Raw genomic sequence first — 18,041 nt, 5'->3', positions numbered from 1 at the left:
GCCGCACACCCGCTCACAGCACTACGAACCATTATTTCGTCTCTCCTTGGTGACGCGCCGGGCCTGTTGGAGGAGCCCGAACTTCTGCGCTGTGCGGGAAACATAGGACTGAGACCGGGCATATGAAGCGATCCGCCACACGACACGCTTCCGATCACCAGAATGCAGGAGCGTGTCCGGGGCCTATCCCCTCGCACGAGCACGCGTAGTTGAGCCAGTCGCTGAAATCCGCTCGGGCCGCTGGTTACCGCGGGTTCGTCCGACTCCTTGTCGTACAGCTGGGCCTGAACCCAGAATCGTGCCCACAGCTTTCGAGCCCGCCGGTTTCCTCCAAGGAGCCCTCCGTTGAACCTCGGACCGACACCGCCGGCCCACCGCTGCGCACCCGCGCCGACCGACCGGGGCGCGGCCTGCGACCCACCGCGCGAGGGACCCGAGCCTCACCACCCTGGTGAAGGTCCCGGTGCGGTCAGTCGTCCCCGCCTCCGGAGGTACCCATGGACTCGCCGCTGACCACGTACCTACTGCCCGTCGTCCTCGCCGTGATCATGTACGGTCTCGGGCTCGGCCTCACCGTGGCCGATTTCCGGCGGGTCGCCGCCTACCCGCGACCGACGGCCGTCGCCCTCTGCTGCCAGCTGGTGCTCCTGCCCGCCGCCTGCCTGGGCCTGGTCCTGACCTTCGGCCTCGGCCCGGAACTCGCCGTCGGCATGATGCTGCTCGCGGCATCCCCCGGCGGCACGATGGCCAACATCTTCAGCCATCTCTTCGGTGGCGACGTCGCCCTCAACGTCACGTTGACCGCCATCAACTCGGTGATCGCCGTGGCCACCCTGCCGATCATCGTGAACCTCTCCCTCGACCACTTCATGAGCGGTACGGACGAGGCGCTGGGCCTGCGCTTCGACAAGACACTGCAGGTCTTCCTCGTCGTCCTGGTGCCGGTCGCCGCCGGCATGCTCACCCGCCGCCGCTACCCGGGCTTCGCGGAGCGCTCCACCCGCGCCGTGAAGGTGACGGCAGTGGCCGCACTGGTCGTCATCATCATCGTCGCGGTCGTCGCCGAGCGGAACAACATCGCCGGCTACCTCGCCGACGTCGGCCTCGTCGTCGTCCTCTTCGCGACGATCTCCCTGGCCACGGGCTACGGGGCGACCCGCCTGGCCCGCGGCGACCACCGGCAGTCCGTCGCCACCTGCTTCGAGATCGGCATGCACAACACCACGCTGGCAATGGCCATCGCCCTCAGTCCCTCGCTGCTGGACAACACACGCATGGCCATCCCGTCCGCGGTGTATGCGGTGGTGATGTTCGTGATGGCCCTGGCCACCGGGTTCCTGCTGCGCCGCATCGCCCCTGGCGAGAGAACTGACGCCGGTGCGGACGGAGTTGCCGCCCCGCAGCAGCGCCCGAGCGCCCCGGGACAGCGGCGGGGCGCGGACGACCCCGGCGGCGACTGACCGGAGGGGTTGAGGGGCTGTTTCACCGGACGGCTCCACCATTCACCGGGCCCAACCACCCGCCCCAACCTTCCCCTTGCTCGGCGCGTTCAACTCCTCGCGCGCGAAACCCTGTTCACGCCTATCTCGGTTTCATCTCTTGACGACTCTGGTGCAGACCTTTAGGTTCCAGTCCGCCACGGCTTTCGCGAATGCGTCCAGTGTTCATCACCGTGAACAGTCGTACGCAGCCATAGGCAGTCGCAGGCAGTCGTACGCAAGATCAACCAGGTCAGCACCGAGCACCCCCCAATCACCGGCCTCCCATGAAGGGCTGTGATCCTCCGATGACCGGACCCAGACCGTCCCTACCCCTGCCCATACCCGTGACCAGCGGTTTCTCCCGCGTGGCCCTGCGGATCCTGCTGCTCTTGGCGACGCTGCTGGCCCTGGCGGCGCCACCGGCCGCCCAGGCGAGCGCCAAGGCCGCGCCGTTCAAGATTCTCGCGCTCTACAGCGGCACCTGGGACGCGGCGCACATCGACTTCGACAAGGAGGCGAACGACTGGTTCCCGAAGCAGGCAGCGGCGAACGGCTTCACCTACACCGCCAGCAAGAACTGGGACCTGCTCGCCAACGGCGGCGTGAACGCCTACCAAGTGGTTCTGTTCCTCGACGACGCGCCGCACACCGCCGCCCAACGGGCAGGATTCGAGCGGTACATGCGCGCAGGCGGCGGCTGGATGGGCTTCCACGTGTCCGCCTTCACGACCGACGCGGGGAGCTGGCCGTGGTATCACAATCAGTTCCTCGGCAGCGGCAACTTCAAGTCCAACACCTGGGGTCCGACGACATCAGTTCTCAAGGTCGAGGACCGTACCCACCGGGCCACCCAGAACCTGCCGGCCAAGTTCACTTCGTCGGTCAGCGAGTGGTACAGCTGGAGCAATGATCTCCGGCGTAACCCGGACATCAAGATCCTGGCCTCCGTCGACCCCAGCAGCTTCCCGCTGGGCACGGATCCCAACCAGTCCTGGTACAGCGGCTACTACCCGATCCTGTGGACCAACACGAAGTACAAAATGCTGTACGCGAACTTCGGCCACAACGCGATGAACTACGACACCAATACCCGCCTGTCGTCGACGTTCGCGAGCGAGACCCAGAACCGGTTCCTTCTGGACGGACTGAAGTGGCTGGGCGGGGCGGGCGGCGCGACTCGTACGTAGGCCGCCCGTTCTCGCCCTGGACGCCGCGGGACATTCGGGCTGGGCCGGCCGGCAGTCGAGGGTTCACTGCCGGCCACGCCCCGGTGGTCACGATGCGGCAACAAGCACCATGGGGAGCGGCGAAGCCCGAACGGAGCCGGCGGCTGCCGCGTCACAGGGGCGATGCTGCCGCCACTCCCGGGGGAACACATGCGTACGGACACTGCGCGTACCGCCAAGTCACTCGTCGCGATTGCCCTGCTCGTGGGCGGCGCCTGTGCCGTCGCGGGTTGCGGCAGCGAGAAGGCCGACCGAAGTGGAGCTCAGGTCCCCGACTCCGGTTCGGCGCTGAAGCGGGAGGTACGCGCCCGGCAGGTCGCCGATGCCTGGGACGGTTCCCAAGCAGCTGAGGTGTGGGGCAAGGGCTACTACCCGATGGGCGAGGCGGTCCAGTTACCCGAAGAGGGGTTCCGCACCGCTGCCGACCAACGGGCCTTCACGACCCAGAACTTCGCGCTGCACGGCGACCTGCCGGGTGACCCGCACGAGGACGGGGCGGTGCAATGGAAGAGCGGGGGATCGCTCGCGCTTCCCCTCGCGGGAGCGCGGACGGCGTACGAGGCATTGGCGCGCGGCGTCAACGACGGAGCACACCTCACCGTGACCGGGGCGAAGCCGGGTGAGATGGACCTGGTCACCAGCCGTGGTCCGGCCACGGTCCCGGCCTGGCTGTTCACCCTGGAGGGCTATGACACCCCGCTCAAGCGGGCCGCGGTCACCCCTTCGAAGCTGCCCCGATCGCCGATCGGAGCTGCCAAGGACGTGTCCACCGGCGTGCTGTCGCCGCTGGGGCGGCTGGTCGAGGTGGCCGGGGGCGGGCGGTCCGTCACTGTGGTGGCCAACCACGGAGCCTGTGATGACGGCCCCGCCGTGGACGTGCTGGAAACGGGCGGCAGCGTGGTGCTCTCCGCTTCTGTAACGGGAACGAAGGACGGCCCCTGCAGCGGTGTGCTGCACGGCGAGGAAGTCACTGTGCAGTTGGACCAGCCTGTCGGAGACCGAGTCCTGCTGGATGCGTTCACCGCGCGACCGGTGCCGTACGGAAGGCCCGACGGCCCCTCGCCGAGCTGGAGCTGAACGCCTGTCAGAGCAGGTGTGACCGGCGCCTGGAGATGCCTACCCGGCCTGCAGTTGCTGGTATTCGTCGAGCAGGCGCCGCAGGTGCCCCACCATGAACTCGTAGTAGGTGTGCATGTCGCGCAGCCGCGCCTGCTGGGTCTCTCCCATGCCCGCGCCCCGCTCCTGCGCGGCCCTGGCGAGTTCGAGCAACTGCTGGGTCTGGTCGAGCTGGTGCTGGAGGCAGCCGCTCCATGCGTCGTCGCGCCACACGTAACCCGCCTGGCGCACGCCGGGCACCTTGACCCGCTCGACCGTGCCGTTCGCGACGAGCAGGCGTGTCATCTCCGACGCCGAACCCTTGCTGGCCCCCAAAGACGTCTGCAGTTCCGACAACGTCATGGGGGCCGGGCTGAGCATCAGGACGCCCGCAAGCCGTCCCGCCATGGGCGGCCACCCCATCGCGCGTCCGATCCGCTGACCGAAGTCCTCGATCAGCGGCCCGTCGCCCATGGCTGAGCTGTCGTCGGCGGCTGGCGACACCAATCCCCCTGTACAGAAAAAAATGAATATTCAATCTTGACTGAACTTTCCTGGTACGTCAGATTACCAGCATCCCCGCAGAAGTCACCGGCGCGGGACGCTCCCGCCTCACGGAGTAGCGGCTCCTCCAGCATCAAGGAGTAGAGATGGCAGAACACGTTTCCGACCTGATCGTCGTCGGCGCGGGCTCCGCGGGTGCGGCGATCGCCGCCCGCGCCGCCGCTCGCGGCCGACGGGTCCTCCTGCTGGAGGCAGGCCCCGACTACCGCTCGGCACAGCTGCCCGAGGCGTGGCGCTCGCCCAACCCCGTGGTGGCCCTCATGGATCCCGCGGCCTCGGAACACCTGGTGTGGACCGGCCTGAACTCCTCGCGCACCGAGAAACAGCCGCAGGCCCCGTACTGGCGCGGCCGCGGGGTGGGCGGCAGTTCGTCCGTCAACGGCCAGATCGCGATCCGGCCGCCGATGGAGGACTTCGAGGAATGGGCCCGGCTCGGCTGTACCGGATGGGCGCCCGATGACGTGCTGCCCTACTTCGCCAGGCTGGAGGACGACGACGAGTTCGGCGACGAGCCCCACCACGGCCGCGGCGGACCGACCCCGATCCACCGGACCCCGAAGGACGCCTGGGGAAGCATCGACCGGGCCCTGGCCGACTCGGCCCTGGCAGCGGGCTTCGGCTGGGCGCCCGACGTCAACACCCCCGGCGCCACAGGAGTCTCGCCCTACCCCATCAACTCCCGCGACTCCCGCCGCGTCACCGTCAACGACGCCTACCTCGAACCCGCACGCGACCTGGCCGGTCTCACCATCCGCGGCGACGCGCTCGTGGACCGCGTCATCTTCGAGAACGACCGCGCGATCGGTGTCCGAGTGGTGATCGACGGATCCGTCGTCACCGAGTACGCGGACGAGGTGATCCTCAGTGCGGGAGTGATCCACTCCCCGGCGATCCTGCTGCGCTCGGGCATCGGCCCCGCCCGTCAGCTGCGGGGGCTGGGGATCGAGGTCCGCCAGGACCTGCCGGTCGGTCTGGGCATGCAGGACCACGCGATGACGGTGCTCTCGCTGCCGTTGCGGGCCGAAGCCGCCATCAAGTCGCCGCACGACCGGCACACCAACGTCTGCGTGCGCTGGTCAAGCAACTCGGGTACGCACTCCGACGACCTCATGTTCGTCTCGCTCAACCAGAACGTGCTCGCCATGGCCACGGCCAACACCCAGTCGTACGCCGGCGCCTTCGGTGTCTGGCTGAACCGCACCCACTCGCGCGGCGAGCTCACCCTGGTCTCCACCGACCCTTCGGCGCACCCCTACGTCGCCCAGCGGATGCTGTCCGACGAGCGCGATCTCGCCCCGATGCGCGAAGGTGTGCGCGCCCTCGTCGAGTTGAGCGGCAGCGCCGCGACGGCCGGCGTCCTCGGCGGATCGGTCGAAGAGGCGAACCGTCCGCTGTTCGCGGCCCTGGCGAACGACAGCGACCTCGACGACTACCTGCTGTCCACGGTCATCGACGCCCAGCACGGCACGAGCACCTGCCGGATGGGCACTCCCGGGGCCGACGGGACGGTCGTCGACCCGGCGTGCCGGGTGCAGGGGGTCCGGGGTCTGCGGGTCGTGGACGCCTCGATCTTCCCTTCCGTGCCCCGGGCCAACACCAATCTCGCCGCCATCATGACCGGCGAACTCATGGCCGACCGGCTCGACGCCTGACCGCCTGACCCCACCCGTCCCCGCGACGTCTGGGCTCGCCCCGCCCTCATCCGCCTGCCCCGCCCCGTACCGAACAGAAACGGCCACCACCATGGAAACCCTGCAGAACCTCATCGGCGGCCGGTGGGAAGAACCGGCCGGTGAGGATGTCCTCGCCGTGGTCAACCCCGCCACCGAGGAAGCCTTCGCGCACTTCCGCGCGGGCAACGCCGACGACGTCGACCGCGCCGTGGCCTCGGCACTCGCGGCACAACCCGAGTGGGCCGCGCTCCCCGTGGCGCGGCGCGTGGAACTGATTCACGCCTGGGCCGGCACGATCGCCGCACACGCCGAGGAGCTGGCCGAACTGGAATGCCGGGAGATGGGCAAGCCTGTCGGCATCGGGCGCTCCTTCATCGCCGGGGCCGTGGCCGGGCTGAAGGCCGCCGCGGACCAGGCGCTCGCCTACCCGTTCAGCGAGACGGTGACCGGTCCGGCGGGGCGGACCGACATCGTGCGCCACCCGCTCGGCGTCACCGCCGTGATCACGCCGTGGAACTTTCCCGTCGTCATGGTCCTCGGCGCGCTGGGCCCGCTGCTTGCCGCCGGGAACACCGTCGTGGTCAAGCCCTCCGAGCGCTCCCCGGTCTCCACGGTACGGCTGTTCGAGCTGGCCGCCTCCGCGGGGCTGCCCCCGGGCGTGCTGAACCTGATCCTCGGCGACGGCCGCACCGGCGCGGCGCTGACCGAACACGAGGACGTGCAACTCGTCCACTTCACGGGCTCGGTCGGGGCCGGCCGCGCCGTGGGAGCGGCGACCGGACACCGCCTGCGCCGCAGCGTCCTCGAACTCGGCGGCAAGGACCCCGTCGTGATCGACGCCGGAGTCGATCCGGTGGCCACCGCGCAAGCCGTCGCGTTCGGCGCGTTCATCAACACCGGCCAGATCTGCACCTCCATGGAGCGCATCTACGTCCATGAGCGGATCGCGGACGAGTTCATCGAGGCGCTCGTCGCGGCGGCGCGGACCTTCGCCATCGGCGACGGTCTTGATCCCGCCACGATGCTCGGCCCCCTCGTGGACGCGCGGCAACGCGAGACCGTACGACGCCACGTCGAGGACGCCGTCAGCAAGGGGGCCACCGTGCGCGCGGGCGGATCCGTACCGGAGCGCCCCGGCTACTTCTACCCGGCGACCGTGCTCACCGGAGTCGACGACACCATGCTCGTGATGACCGAGGAGACCTTCGGCCCCCTGGCGCCCGTCACCGTCGTCTCCAGCTTCGAGGAAGGCCTCACCCGCGCGGCAGCCTCCCGCTACGGCCTCGCCGCCACCGTGTACACCGACGACCCTGATCACATCGCGGCAGCCGCACGCCTGCCCGTGGGCGTCGTGTGGGTCAACGAGTGGCAGGGCGGCGGCCCAGAGCGACTCTACGAACCCGCCCGCGACAGTGGCATGGGAGCCACCGGGGCCCGTGCCGCCTACGACGCGGCGACGCGGCCGGCCGCCGTGCACATCGCCGCCACCGCCCCTGCCACCGCTGCCACCACCACCCCGGCTGCCGCCCTGTGACCGCCGCCAAGGAGGCGGCGCGGCACGTCCGTGCCGTGGCAGACGACCTGATCGCCCTGTCCCACCGGATCCACGCGCACCCCGAGCTGGCCTTCGAGGAGCATCGCGCCAGCCGATGGGTCGCCGACGCCCTGAGCGAGGCGGGTTTCGAGGTCAAGCACGGATACTGCGGGCTGCCGACCGCCGTGGAAGCAACCATCGGCACCGGGCCGACGCACGTCGCGATCTGCGCGGAGTACGACGCCCTGCCCGACATCGGACATGCCTGCGGCCACAACATCATCGCCGCCGCCGCGGTCGGCGCCGGTATCGCACTCGCCCCCTTGGCGGACGAACTCGGTCTGACGGTAAGGGTATTGGGAACTCCCGCCGAGGAGGGCGGCGGCGGCAAGGTACTGATGCTCGAACAGGGTGCCTTCGACGGCGTGCACGCGGCCATGATGGTTCACCCGGCGGCGGTCGAGATGGCGGCGATGCCAGGCCTCGCCGTCACCCAGTTCGACGTGACCTACAAAGGCAAAGCCGCACACGCCGGCGCCTATCCCCAGCTCGGCATCAACGCGGCGGACGCCATGACCCTGGCGCAGGTCGGCATCGGGCTGCTGCGCCAGCAGACCACCGCCTCCGACCGGATCCACGGCATCATCACCGAAGCGGGCTCCGCCGCCAATGTCATCCCCGACGTGAACCGCGGCCGCTGGATCGTACGCAGCAACAGCTTGGACGCCCTGCAGCCGCTGGCCGAGCGGGTGCACCGCTGCTTCGAAGCGGGCGCACTGGCCACCGGCTGCGACCTGTCCACCGCGCCGGTCGGCCCCGACTACGCCGACCTGCGGCCGGACCGGGACCTGCTTGGCCTGTGGGTCGCCAACGCGACGGCACTCGGCCGCAGCTTCCCCGAACTGCCCGACAGCGTCGCGGGCGCCGCCACCGACATGGGCAATGTCTCCCACGTCGTGCCCACCATCCACCCCATGCTCGGCCTCGACTGCCTCCCGGCGGTCAACCACCAACCGGAGTTCACCGCCGCGTGCCGCACGCCGGTAGCGGACCGGGCGGTACTCGACGGGGCGATCGGCATGGCCTGGACAGCCGTGGACGTCGCCCTCGCGGCCGGAGGACGTGCGGTCGAGCCCAGTTCGATGTGACGTCGAGCGGCAGTACGCGGGAGACGGGACACGACGGTCGGCTGCGATGACGGCGGGTGCGCCCGCCGCCATCGGAGTTCAGTCAGCCGCTCCTCATACAGCACATAGCCAAGGGAGCCCTCAGGGGACCCTCAGAGTGCCGCGACAACGGCACGACACCCAGGTCCGACAGGCAAGACGGGCAAAGGTAGATGACCCGGCCACCACACGAAACCATCGGCTCAAGACCGACGGCGATCGGCTCGGCCGTACCCTCGCAGCACTCCCGGCAAGTCTTGCTCACCGCCGACACACCGGCGCGCACGCCCACAACTCCGCAGTAACCCTCCTGCCAAGGTTGTCCCGGTACGTGACGGAGCCGAGCAACCGATCACGGAACAGGCGGGCGCCGCACAACGCACAGGCCTGCTGCGTGAGTTGCAGATTGCTCAGCGCCTTCGGGTCGGGCAAGACCTCGGCCTGCGCGGTCACGGCGTCCGCTCCGGGTCCACGTGGCTCACCTCGTACACGCCCGCACGAAGGATCTCGTCTCCGACGGCTTCACGGACACGGTCACGATCGGCGTCCCACTCACGCCCCCCACCAGGCGGACGGAGTTGAAGATACGGACCTTCGTGCGCCATCACACGCCCCAGACGCTGCCGCCGCAGGTCGATGACCAGGACGCCGACGGGGTACTTCTCACTCACCTCGGGCGCCGTTCCATCCGTAGCTCGTTGGTCGCTGTCGTTCGACACCTTCGCCCGCTTTCATCAGGGGTGAACAATCCCCGGGCCAGAACAGGCAGCGCGGGGGGATCTGTCACCGTCCACCGTGGCCGCGTCACGACGGATCGCGCGACGACGCTCAGGACGTTAAAAGGGCGCCACATAGGGCGTCATTTTGGTGTCATTGCTCAAGCTACGGGGCTACCGTGGCCGCATGACCACACCGAACGGCACCCTTCGGGCGGTCCGTATGGGACTGCTCCTCAGCCAGGACGAATTCGCCCGCGCCATCCGAGACGCCGGGACCCGCGCCGGACAGCGGAACGACGCTTCCAAGCGCCTCGTACAGCGATGGGAGAGCGGCACCACGGCCGCGCCCCGCCCGGTCTACGCCAGGGCTCTTGAGAGCGTCACGGGTCTGCCTGTCGAGAGCTTGGGGTTCGCCGCCCCGGTGCCCATGGCGCGCGTCTCCGACGACGGCCGGGGCGGACACGACCTTGAAGACTCGCCCGTCGGCATCCCTGAGGCGAGCGGTTCACCAACCCCGCAGGCGTCTCCTCGCGTGAACTACTCCGGGGTGTGGGTGTCGCGCTACGAATTCGTGAGCAGCGGCCGCGACAACGAGGTCTTCACCGGCAAGCATCATGTCGTCCTGCTCCAGCACGGGAACAGGCTCACGGCCCGCAGCCTGCCGAACGCATCGCTCAACCCCAACAGCCCTCTCACTCTTGATCTGCAGGTCGACGGCAGCGCGGTCACGGGCACCTGGCAGGAGGAGACGGCTCGCGACGGCTACTACCAAGGAGCTCGCTACTTCGGGGCACTTCAGATGCTGGTCGACCCGACAGGGCGCCGTATGAGCGGCAAGTGGGTCGGGTTCGGCCGGGACTACGAGATTAACTCAGGCCCCTGGGAGCTCCGGCTCATGGACGCAGCGACGAACAAGGCAACTCTGGACTCGTACAACCGATCACCGGAGTAGTCCGCCACCACTCCCCGATTGCGCGGTAAGCACCGAAGCACACCACCGCGAGTGCCAGCCTCTCCCCCGGCGCGGCTTTCCGACCGCCACCCCAACCGCACACGCGCAGCACCGCGTTTCCGCTCCAGGACCTTGCCCATCTCCCGATCAGTGTGGGATCTTGAAGTCATTCGGTTCATGGAAACGTTTCCACAAGGAGGTGGGGCGGATGGCCACGATCAAGGACGTCGCCGCACGCGCCGGGGTCGCGCTCGGTACCGCGTCGCGAGTACTCAGCGGCAGCAGTCAGACCTCGCCCGACTCCCGGGCGCGCGTACTCGCGGCCGCGGCGGAGTTGGGATATATCGCCAACGGCCCCGCCCGTTCCCTGCGGCGCGCCCGCACCGACGTGCTGGGGCTGCTCGTCTCGGACATCCGCAACCCCTTCTTCTCCGAGTTGGCGCACGCCGCCGAACAGGAGGCGCGCCGCCTCGGGTACACCGTGCTCCTCGCCAACGCGAACGAGGACGCCGAGCAGGCCGACGCCTACCTGCAGACCTTCGCCTCCCAACGCATCGACGGCCTGCTGTTCTCGCCGCAGAGCAGCGTCTCGCCACAACTCGCCGCCACGCTCGCGTCCGGACTGCCGCTGGTGTTCCTCAACCGCAGCATCGAGGGCGTCGACGCCCCGCTGTACGGCACGGACAACGCGCAGGGTGTGGAGCAGGTGCTGGCCTGGCTGCAGCGCCGCGGCCACCGCGATGTCGCCTTCATCGGCGGTCCGGACACGATCTCCACCGGAGCCGAGCGCCGCGCCGCCTATCTCGAAGGGCGCCGGGCGCACGGCATCAGCACCGACGACAGGCTGCTCGATGCCGGTGACTTCCTTGCGGGAGGGGCTGCCGAGGCCATGGGCCGCATCCTTGACCGCGACGTCCCCTTCACGGCCGTGTTCGGCGCGAACGGTCCGACCACCCTGGGTGCGGTACGCGCCTTGCACGAGCGGCTCGGCGCGGAGCAGGCAGCCCGCATCGAGATCGTCTCCTTCGACGACCTCGACTGGTTCGAGTTCGCCTCGCCGCCCATCAGCGCGGTACGCAACGTCGCGTCCTCGATCGGCCGGCTCGGCGTACAAGGGCTCGTCGACCTCATCGCGGGCCGCCCCGCACCCGGGCAACGAATCCCCACCACCTTCGCCGACCGCGCCCCCACGGCCGTCCGATGAGACCGCCTTTACGCCGGCACGCGGCGCACGGCACGCAGCGCGCGGCCAACAGTTGCACACCCCGCCCGCCACCGCTCCCCCACCCGACCAAGCACTGCAACGTACGTCCTCCACCAGGCGAAACCGCAGTGCGCCCTTCCCGAGAGGAACCACCGATGAAGGTCGCCCTCGGCGCGGACCACGCCGGATACGCGCTCAAAGACACCGTCCGCCAGGCCATTGAGGCTCTCGGACATGAGGTGATCGACTGCGGTACCCACAGCAGCGACCCTGTCGACTTCCCGGACATCACCCGCACCACCTGCGAGGCCGTGCTCTCCGGCGCCGCCGATCGGGCCGTGCTCGTCTGCGGCACCGGCCAGGGCGCCATCATGGCCGCCAACAAACTGCCCGGCATCCGCTGCGGCCTCGCCCACGAGCCCTACTCCGCGCACCAGTCCGTCGAGCACGACGACGCCAACGCCATCGCCATGGGGGCCTGGTTGGTCCCGCACGCGCTCGTGCCCGACATCGTCCGTGAGTTCCTCGGTGCCGTCTTCGACGACGACGAAGAAACCCGCCGCCGGGTCGCCAAGCTGAACGCGCTCGACGCCCTGACCCCGGCACCCTGACCCCGGCCGTCTGACAAGGCACCCACACACCCCTTGAGCGGGTGAGCTCTCTCTTCCGCTGACCCTGAACGCCCTGCCGACGGACGACCGCGCCGGGCGCTTCCTCGTCATGCCCGAACGCCCGGCCACCGGACCTGGCCTCCTCCCCTCGTGCGACCCCTCTTCCTCCTCAATGCGTAGCCGCCGGAGTCAAAGCCGGCGCCCTTTCAAGGAGAACTCCCATGTCCACCACCAGCGTCCCCGCCGAACCGCGGAGCGTGCTCGGCTCCAAGGACCGCGTCAAGACCGCGATCGCCGCGGCCTTCGGCACGAGCGTCGAGAACTACGACTTCATCGCGTACGGCACCGCCTCCGCCCTCTACTTCGGAGCGGTCTTCTTCCCCGAGAGCGACCGGTTCGTCGGCACCCTGCTCTCCTTCGCCACCCTCGCGGTCGGCTTCGTCATGCGCCCGCTCGGCGGCGCCATCGGCGGCTACTTCGCCGACAAGGTCGGACGTAAACCCGTCCTCATCGCGGCGATGACCATCATGGGACTCGCCACCTTCCTCATCGGCGTGCTGCCGACCTACGCACAGGTCGGAGTGCTCGCACCGATCCTGCTCGTACTCATCCGCATGATCCAGGGTCTCGCGTTCGGCGCCGAGTGGGGCGGGGCGATCACCATGGCCTACGAGCACGCGCCGTGGCACCGCCGCGGCATGTTCGCCGCCATCCCCCAGGCAGGCAACCCGCTGGGCATTGCCCTGGCCAGCGGCGTGTTCGCGTGGAGCGACACCCTCGACGGCAGCTGGCAGTGGCGGACACCCTTCCTGCTGAGCGCCGTCATGGTGATCGCCGCGCTGATCGTGCGCTCCCGGCTCTCCGAATCCCCCGAGTTCGAGGAAGCCCGGACCAGCGGCAAGACCGAGAAGAACCCGCTCCGCGCCACTCTGGCCGACGACTGGCGCGGCATCCTGCGCGTCATCGCCCTGCGCGTCGTCGAATCCTTCGCCTACTACTCCACCGCCACCTACCTGCTGAGCTACATCACCGAACGCCACCCCGACCTCAGGCCCGTGGCCCTCGGTGCGATCACCGTCGCCAGCGTTCTCGCCATCGCGGTCACCTTCCTCGCCGGCGCGCTCACCGACCGCATAGGACGCCGCCCCATCTACATAGCGGCCTGTGCGGCGGCGATCCTCTTCGCGTTCCCGATGTATCTGCTCACCAACTCCGCCCAACCAGCCCTGGTGGTCTCGGTGTTCATCATCGGCATCGGCCTCATCCACGCATCGCTCACCGGCACCCAGGGCTCGCTGCTCACCGAGCAGTTCCGCACCGCGACCCGCACCTCGGGAGCCTCGCTCGGCTACCAGATCGCGGCGGCCATCGGCGGCTTCGCCCCGCTGCTCGCCGCCGCTCTGGTGGGCTCCTTCGGCTGGCCGGGCGCCGCGCTGCTCTACCTCGGCGCGGCCGTGATCGGTCTGGGCGGCATCCTCGCGACCAAGGAGACCTGGGGCCGCCGAGAGCGGGAGCGCGTGCGCGGCCTCGTGACGGAGGAGCTCCGTACGCGGACCGCGCCAGGAGTTACCAGCACGGCCAGGAACGCCGTCGGCTGACACCTTCCCGCTCTCGTCCGAGCCTCGGTGAACTCTGCTCGCCGCAGGGCGGGCAGACATACCGCCCCACCCGTCCGGCCCGAACAGGCGCGCCGGGAGGGCCCGTTGTTGCCCTTGACGTCGGTCACCCCGACCGGCCCGTGAACAACTCGCTCCCCGCTCTGGCCAACGGCGCGCTCGCCCAGGACCATCCGAGAGAGTTCTGTCGAAACGGCGGTCGAGGAGAGCCCGATGAAGGCCATCGTCCAGGACACGTTCGGATCCGCGGAAATGCTGCGTCTGCGGGACATCGACCGCCCCACCGCCCGTGAGGACGAGGTGCTCGTGCGGATCCGCGCGGCCGGCGTCGACCCGAGTGTCTGGCACCTCATGACAGGGCGGCCCTACATCGCCCGCCTCAGCCCCCAGATCGGACTCCGGCGCCCCAGCCATCGCGTCCGCGGCTGGGACGCCGCGGGGATCGTCGAGGCGGTCGGCGCGAAGGTGAGCGGGGTGAAGCCCGGGGACGAGGTCTTCGGGGAGTGCGACGGGTCTTTCGCCGAATACGCGTGCGGCAAGGGCGATCGGCTCGCTCCCAAACCCGACGCCTTGTCCTTCGAAGAGGCCGCCGCGCTTCCCGTCTCCGGCATCACCGCGCTCCAGGCCCTCGCCGTGGCACGTCCAGGACCCGGTCAGCGGGTCCTGGTCATCGGGGCTTCGGGTGGTGTCGGGACGTACGCCGTGCAGCTCGCCGTCCACTACGGTGCCCGGGTCACCGGCGTCTGCGGCCCCGCCGCGGGCGACCTGCTCCGCTCCCTCGGAGCCGCCGACGTCATCGACTACACGCGCGAGGAGATCACCGACCGGCCCGTCCGCTACGACTTCATCCTGGACGCCGCCGGCAACCGCCCTCTCTCCCGCCTGCGCCGTGTCCTCACCCCAAGCGGCACGATCGCTTTCGTCGGCGGCGAGAACGGCGGCCCCGTGCTCGGCGGCATGGACCGCTGGGCGCGCGGCCTGGTCCTCTCCGCCTTCGTGGGACAGACCTTCCGCCCGGTGTTCGCAGCCGTGCGACGACAGGACTTGCTGACCCTCAAGAACCTCGCCGAAACCAAGGCAATCACCCCGGTCATCGACCGCACCTACCCACTCTCCGACGCCCCGGCCGCCGTCCGCCACCTGGAGAACGGGCATCCCCGGGGCAAGCTCGTCATCACGGTCTGGTCGATTGGCTGACCCACTTCACCAGAGGCGGACTCCCCCCGGCCGGCCGGGGGGAGTCCGGCGTGGGCAGCCCGCACAAGCGCCGAGCGCTCCGCACCTGTCTCGCCTATCCGGGAACTCCCTCCGCCCTTACGGCTTGCAAGTCAGCTCACCAGGCCTGTGCGCGTCAGATAGCCGGCGAGCTCCGAGCGGGAGCGCACACCGAGCTTGCGGTACACGCGGGTGAGGTGGGCCTCGATCGTCTTACGGGACAAGAAGAGCGCGGCTGCCGCCTCCACATTGCTCAGCCCCGCACCGACGGCCCGCGCCACCTGCAGCTCCTGGGGCGTGAGCAGATCCACCGCGGCCGGAGACTCGCCCGCCGCGGAGCGCGCGGTCATGTGATGACCGGCCGCCACCGCCTCCTCCGCGGCACGGGTGGCCCATTGCCTCGCCCCCAGATCCGTGAAGGTCCGCTCTGCCGCCACCAGCGGTTCCCTCGCAGCAGCCGGCCGCCGATGGCGGCGCAAGATGACGCCGGCTGCGAGTCGGCTGCGGGCCAGCTCGAACGGCATGTCGGCCTGGGAGTGCGTTTCTTCCGCGGCCCCCAGCCACCGCTCCGCGTCGTCCGCGGAGTCCGCAAGCAGTAGTCGGCATCGGACGTGTGCCACCCGCGGCCAGAAGAGACCGGTGGCCCTGGCGCGCTCCGCGATCCAGTCGGCGAGTTCCGCGGCCCGTTCCCGGTTTCCCGCTCGGGCGTGCGCCTCCACGAGGTCCGCGACATACGGCACGAGGACGGGGTTGCCCAGCCCCATCTGCCGGGCCAGGGCAAAGGCCTCCTCCAAATGCACCCGGCACTCTTCGGGGTTGCCGCCGGTCAGCGCCGCGGAGCCCAGGGCGGCTTGGGCGAACATGCGCAGACCGCGGATCTGGTCGCCGCGCTGCCGTTCGTAGTACGCGACATGCTCTTCGCATCCGGCCCGGTCTCCGCGCTGGGCGTCCAGCCGGGCCAGCAGGAGCGACGCGTAACCGGCCATCAGCGTGTGCCCGAACTCCTGTGCCCAGCGGAGCGCCTCCGTCCCGTCGGCGCGAGCAAGCGGCCACCGACTCCATGACTCCAAGTCGCAGCGGCTGAGCAGCGCGTGCGGAAGAAGGGCCGGGATTCCGTCGCGACGCGCCTGGTCGATCACCGCGTCCAGGATGCGCCGAGATTCCTCCACGTCGCCCGTCCAGGACAGTGCCTGACCGATCTCCACGGCTACCTGCCGGTCTTCCAGGCCGAGTTCACCTCCGAGTTCCGTCCGGGCCTTCAGCAGCAGTCGCCGCGCCTCGCCCACCTCGCCGAGCAGTGCCAGCACCTTCCCGCGCATGACGGAAGCCAACCGGCGCTCGACGCTTGCCGCCCCGAGCACGTCTCCCTGGTGACTGTCACCGTCGGTCAGCGACTGGCCGTACGCCGTGATGTCGGCCGCCCACTCAAGACGACCATCCATGGTCGCGGGTGCCGCAGCCGCTCCGTAGAGCACACGGGCCCGGAAGCGATCCACCGGTTCGACCGTTCGTGCAGCAGCGGCCAGAAGCCGGTGGGCCTTGCCGGGGTGGCCCAGCCAGGTACAAGCCTGCCCACGCAACAGTTCGATGTCCGCCGTCAGGCACGGATCGCCACTGCGGCGCAGAGCCTGTTCGCACCACTCGACCGCGTGAGGTGTGTCTCCTCCGTAAAGGGCGTCCCGGGCCGCGTTGAGCAGCCGCCGCGCGGCGGCACCGTCCTCGGGCGAGAGCTCCGCCGCCCGGTGCCATACATGAGCGGCGGCAACCAACGCACCACGCTGACGCCCCTGTTGGGCCTCGGCATCGAGCAGCAAAGCCACTTCCTCGTCCGGACCAGGCGCCGCGGCAGCCAAATACCAGGTGCGGAGGTCGCCCGACGACTGCTCGGCCAGGACCCGGAACACCCGTAACCGCCGGGCAGTAGAACAACGGCGCAGCACAAGGTGCCGCAGCACCGGATGCCGCAGTCGACAACTGCCGTCCCGCACCATCACAAGACCAGCCGCCTCGGCCGCGTCGAGGGCTTCGAGCGAGAGGCCGTCAGCACACAGCACACGTTCCAGCGCCGCAAGTTGCGAGGTGCGGCAGGCCGCGACGTACAACAGGGCCGTGCGCGCCTTGCGCGGCAGTGACCGCATTACGCCCCACCAGGCCCGTTCCAGCAAGGGACCTGGTGTGTCCCAGCCCTCGTCCCATCCCGCCGCTCCCCCGTTTCGCGCCCGGTTGATGGCCGCCGCGTACTCCACCAGCACCAGAGGGTTGCCCAGAGCAAGCCCCACCAGGCGGCTCGCCTCGGGATCCGCCTCGTCCAGACCGCTGTGCCGCAGCAGCGTCCAGGATTCCTGCTCGGTCAGGGGCCCCAGCGTCACGCGCGGTACCCCTTCCCAGGTCTCCGCCTCGCGGGGGTCGCTGCGTACGCCCATGACCAGGGCCACCCGTTCGGTCAGCAGCCGACGCGCCACGAACTGCAGGACCTGGCGCGAAGAGGGGTCCGCCCAATGCACGTCGTCCACGATCACGACCAGGGGCTCCGCCTCCCCGGCGATGGCGAGGACACCGAGTGCTCCGGCGCAGACCGCGTAGGGATTCGGCTCGGCCGTCGCATCGGCCAGCGCCAGCGACGCCTCCAACGCCCGGCGCTGGGAGGGTGGCAGCTCGGCGAAATACCGGCGCAGAGGAAGCAGCAGGTCAGCGAGGACGATGTACGGGAGGACAGCCTCCGACTCCAGGCCCCGCGAGCGTAGGACCGTGGTACGGCTGCGCCCTTCGACATAGTCGAGCATCGTGGTCTTTCCGATACCAGGATCACCGGACAGCAGGAGCGCGGCTCCGCGATCGGGCAGCGCCGCAAGCAACCCGTCCAGCAGTTCGCGCTCCCGAGCCCTGCCTACGGGAACGTATCGTTCGCCCTCGCCCGTTGTCGTCGCCTGCGCCGTCGCTTGGTCCATGACGCCCCCGTGCTCCCCCGGCACCTCCACGGCCTTG

General features: G+C 69.7%; 14 protein-coding genes and 1 pseudogene. 11 read left to right on the top strand and 4 right to left on the bottom strand.

The annotated features are described in order from the left end of the window. The first annotated feature begins 497 nt into the window (after positions 1-497). The 3 genes and pseudogenes from ACWFR3_RS20310 to ACWFR3_RS20300 all read left to right on the top strand — a co-directional run bounded on the left by ACWFR3_RS20310 (position 498) and on the right by ACWFR3_RS20300 (position 3,784). Complete coding sequence (locus ACWFR3_RS20310; protein ID WP_453735984.1) at positions 498-1,460, top strand: bile acid:sodium symporter family protein; 963 nt, start codon at positions 498-500, stop codon at positions 1,458-1,460. Positions 1,461-1,786: 326 nt separating this feature from the next. Beyond that, positions 1,787-2,659: pseudogene (locus ACWFR3_RS20305) on the top strand (ThuA domain-containing protein); the annotation flags it as partial. 198 nt (positions 2,660-2,857) lie between these two features. Then, on the top strand, positions 2,858-3,784 hold the full coding sequence (locus ACWFR3_RS20300; RefSeq protein WP_453735983.1) for a hypothetical protein: 927 nt from the start codon (positions 2,858-2,860) through the stop codon (positions 3,782-3,784). 39 nt (positions 3,785-3,823) lie between these two features. On the opposite strand, the gene ACWFR3_RS20295 is transcribed toward ACWFR3_RS20300, so the two are convergent. Then, the gene (locus ACWFR3_RS20295; protein WP_453735982.1) at positions 3,824-4,306 is read right to left on the bottom strand and encodes a GbsR/MarR family transcriptional regulator; all 483 of its coding nucleotides are present in this window, start codon (positions 4,304-4,306) and stop codon (positions 3,824-3,826) included. 146 nt (positions 4,307-4,452) lie between these two features. Between ACWFR3_RS20295 and ACWFR3_RS20290 the strand changes: the two genes are divergently transcribed. From ACWFR3_RS20290 to ACWFR3_RS20280, 3 genes are all read left to right on the top strand, one after another. Then, positions 4,453-6,018, top strand: coding sequence for a GMC family oxidoreductase (locus tag ACWFR3_RS20290; RefSeq protein ID WP_453735981.1), 1,566 nt, complete (start codon positions 4,453-4,455; stop codon positions 6,016-6,018). A gap of 91 nt (positions 6,019-6,109) precedes the next feature. Further along, on the top strand, positions 6,110-7,573 hold the full coding sequence (locus tag ACWFR3_RS20285; RefSeq protein ID WP_453735980.1) for an aldehyde dehydrogenase family protein: 1,464 nt from the start codon (positions 6,110-6,112) through the stop codon (positions 7,571-7,573). 35 nt (positions 7,574-7,608) lie between these two features. Continuing rightward, the gene (locus ACWFR3_RS20280; RefSeq protein WP_453735979.1) at positions 7,609-8,721 is read left to right on the top strand and encodes a M20 family metallopeptidase; all 1,113 of its coding nucleotides are present in this window, start codon (positions 7,609-7,611) and stop codon (positions 8,719-8,721) included. Positions 8,722-9,000: 279 nt separating this feature from the next. Here the strand turns inward: ACWFR3_RS20280 and ACWFR3_RS20275 are convergent, their stop codons facing one another. Together ACWFR3_RS20275 and ACWFR3_RS20270 are read right to left on the bottom strand one after the other, a co-directional pair. Beyond that, the gene (locus ACWFR3_RS20275; RefSeq protein ID WP_453735978.1) at positions 9,001-9,192 is read right to left on the bottom strand and encodes a hypothetical protein; all 192 of its coding nucleotides are present in this window, start codon (positions 9,190-9,192) and stop codon (positions 9,001-9,003) included. Continuing rightward, positions 9,189-9,410 carry a hypothetical protein gene (locus ACWFR3_RS20270; RefSeq protein ID WP_453735977.1) on the bottom strand — a complete coding sequence of 74 codons (222 nt, stop codon included), beginning with the start codon at positions 9,408-9,410 and terminating at the stop codon, positions 9,189-9,191. The genes ACWFR3_RS20275 and ACWFR3_RS20270 overlap by 4 nt, the downstream gene beginning before the upstream one ends. A gap of 232 nt (positions 9,411-9,642) precedes the next feature. On the opposite strand from ACWFR3_RS20270, the gene ACWFR3_RS20265 reads away from it, so the two are divergent. From ACWFR3_RS20265 to ACWFR3_RS20245, 5 genes are all read left to right on the top strand, one after another. Continuing rightward, a complete protein-coding gene (locus tag ACWFR3_RS20265) occupies positions 9,643-10,410 on the top strand; it encodes a helix-turn-helix domain-containing protein (protein WP_453735976.1) in 768 nt (255 codons plus the stop codon). Between the two features lie 208 nt (positions 10,411-10,618). Next, positions 10,619-11,614 (top strand): LacI family DNA-binding transcriptional regulator, encoded by a 996-nt coding sequence (locus tag ACWFR3_RS20260; protein ID WP_453735975.1) that lies wholly within the window; start codon positions 10,619-10,621, stop codon positions 11,612-11,614. A 155-nt stretch (positions 11,615-11,769) separates the two neighbouring features. Continuing rightward, positions 11,770-12,225 (top strand): RpiB/LacA/LacB family sugar-phosphate isomerase, encoded by a 456-nt coding sequence (locus ACWFR3_RS20255; protein WP_453735974.1) that lies wholly within the window; start codon positions 11,770-11,772, stop codon positions 12,223-12,225. Positions 12,226-12,446: 221 nt separating this feature from the next. Next, a complete protein-coding gene (locus tag ACWFR3_RS20250) occupies positions 12,447-13,823 on the top strand; it encodes an MFS transporter (RefSeq protein WP_453735973.1) in 1,377 nt (458 codons plus the stop codon). Between the two features lie 231 nt (positions 13,824-14,054). Beyond that, positions 14,055-15,038: an NAD(P)-dependent alcohol dehydrogenase gene (locus ACWFR3_RS20245; protein WP_453735972.1), complete on the top strand. Its 984-nt coding sequence runs from the start codon at positions 14,055-14,057 to the stop codon at positions 15,036-15,038. A gap of 131 nt (positions 15,039-15,169) precedes the next feature. Here the strand turns inward: ACWFR3_RS20245 and ACWFR3_RS20240 are convergent, their stop codons facing one another. Next, the gene (locus ACWFR3_RS20240) at positions 15,170-18,004 is read right to left on the bottom strand and encodes an AAA family ATPase (protein ID WP_453735971.1); all 2,835 of its coding nucleotides are present in this window, start codon (positions 18,002-18,004) and stop codon (positions 15,170-15,172) included. Positions 18,005-18,041 lie beyond the last annotated feature (37 nt).

The organism is Streptomyces sp. NPDC055189 (assembly GCF_053606765.1).
The sequence above is the reverse complement of the archived record's forward strand: the minus strand, read 5'-3'. Positions and strand labels throughout refer to the sequence as shown.

Coding starts and splice junctions, on each gene's coding strand:
- ACWFR3_RS20255 (WP_453735974.1), top strand. CDS start 11,770: ATGAAGGTCGCCCTCGGCGCGGACCACGCCGGATACGCGCTCAAAGAC.
- ACWFR3_RS20265 (WP_453735976.1), top strand. CDS start 9,643: ATGACCACACCGAACGGCACCCTTCGGGCGGTCCGTATGGGACTGCTC.
- ACWFR3_RS20300 (WP_453735983.1), top strand. CDS start 2,858: ATGCGTACGGACACTGCGCGTACCGCCAAGTCACTCGTCGCGATTGCC.
- ACWFR3_RS20245 (WP_453735972.1), top strand. CDS start 14,055: ATGAAGGCCATCGTCCAGGACACGTTCGGATCCGCGGAAATGCTGCGT.
- ACWFR3_RS20285 (WP_453735980.1), top strand. CDS start 6,110: ATGGAAACCCTGCAGAACCTCATCGGCGGCCGGTGGGAAGAACCGGCC.
- ACWFR3_RS20250 (WP_453735973.1), top strand. CDS start 12,447: ATGTCCACCACCAGCGTCCCCGCCGAACCGCGGAGCGTGCTCGGCTCC.
- ACWFR3_RS20310 (WP_453735984.1), top strand. CDS start 498: ATGGACTCGCCGCTGACCACGTACCTACTGCCCGTCGTCCTCGCCGTG.
- ACWFR3_RS20260 (WP_453735975.1), top strand. CDS start 10,619: ATGGCCACGATCAAGGACGTCGCCGCACGCGCCGGGGTCGCGCTCGGT.
- ACWFR3_RS20240 (WP_453735971.1), bottom strand. CDS start 18,004: ATGGACCAAGCGACGGCGCAGGCGACGACAACGGGCGAGGGCGAACGA.
- ACWFR3_RS20290 (WP_453735981.1), top strand. CDS start 4,453: ATGGCAGAACACGTTTCCGACCTGATCGTCGTCGGCGCGGGCTCCGCG.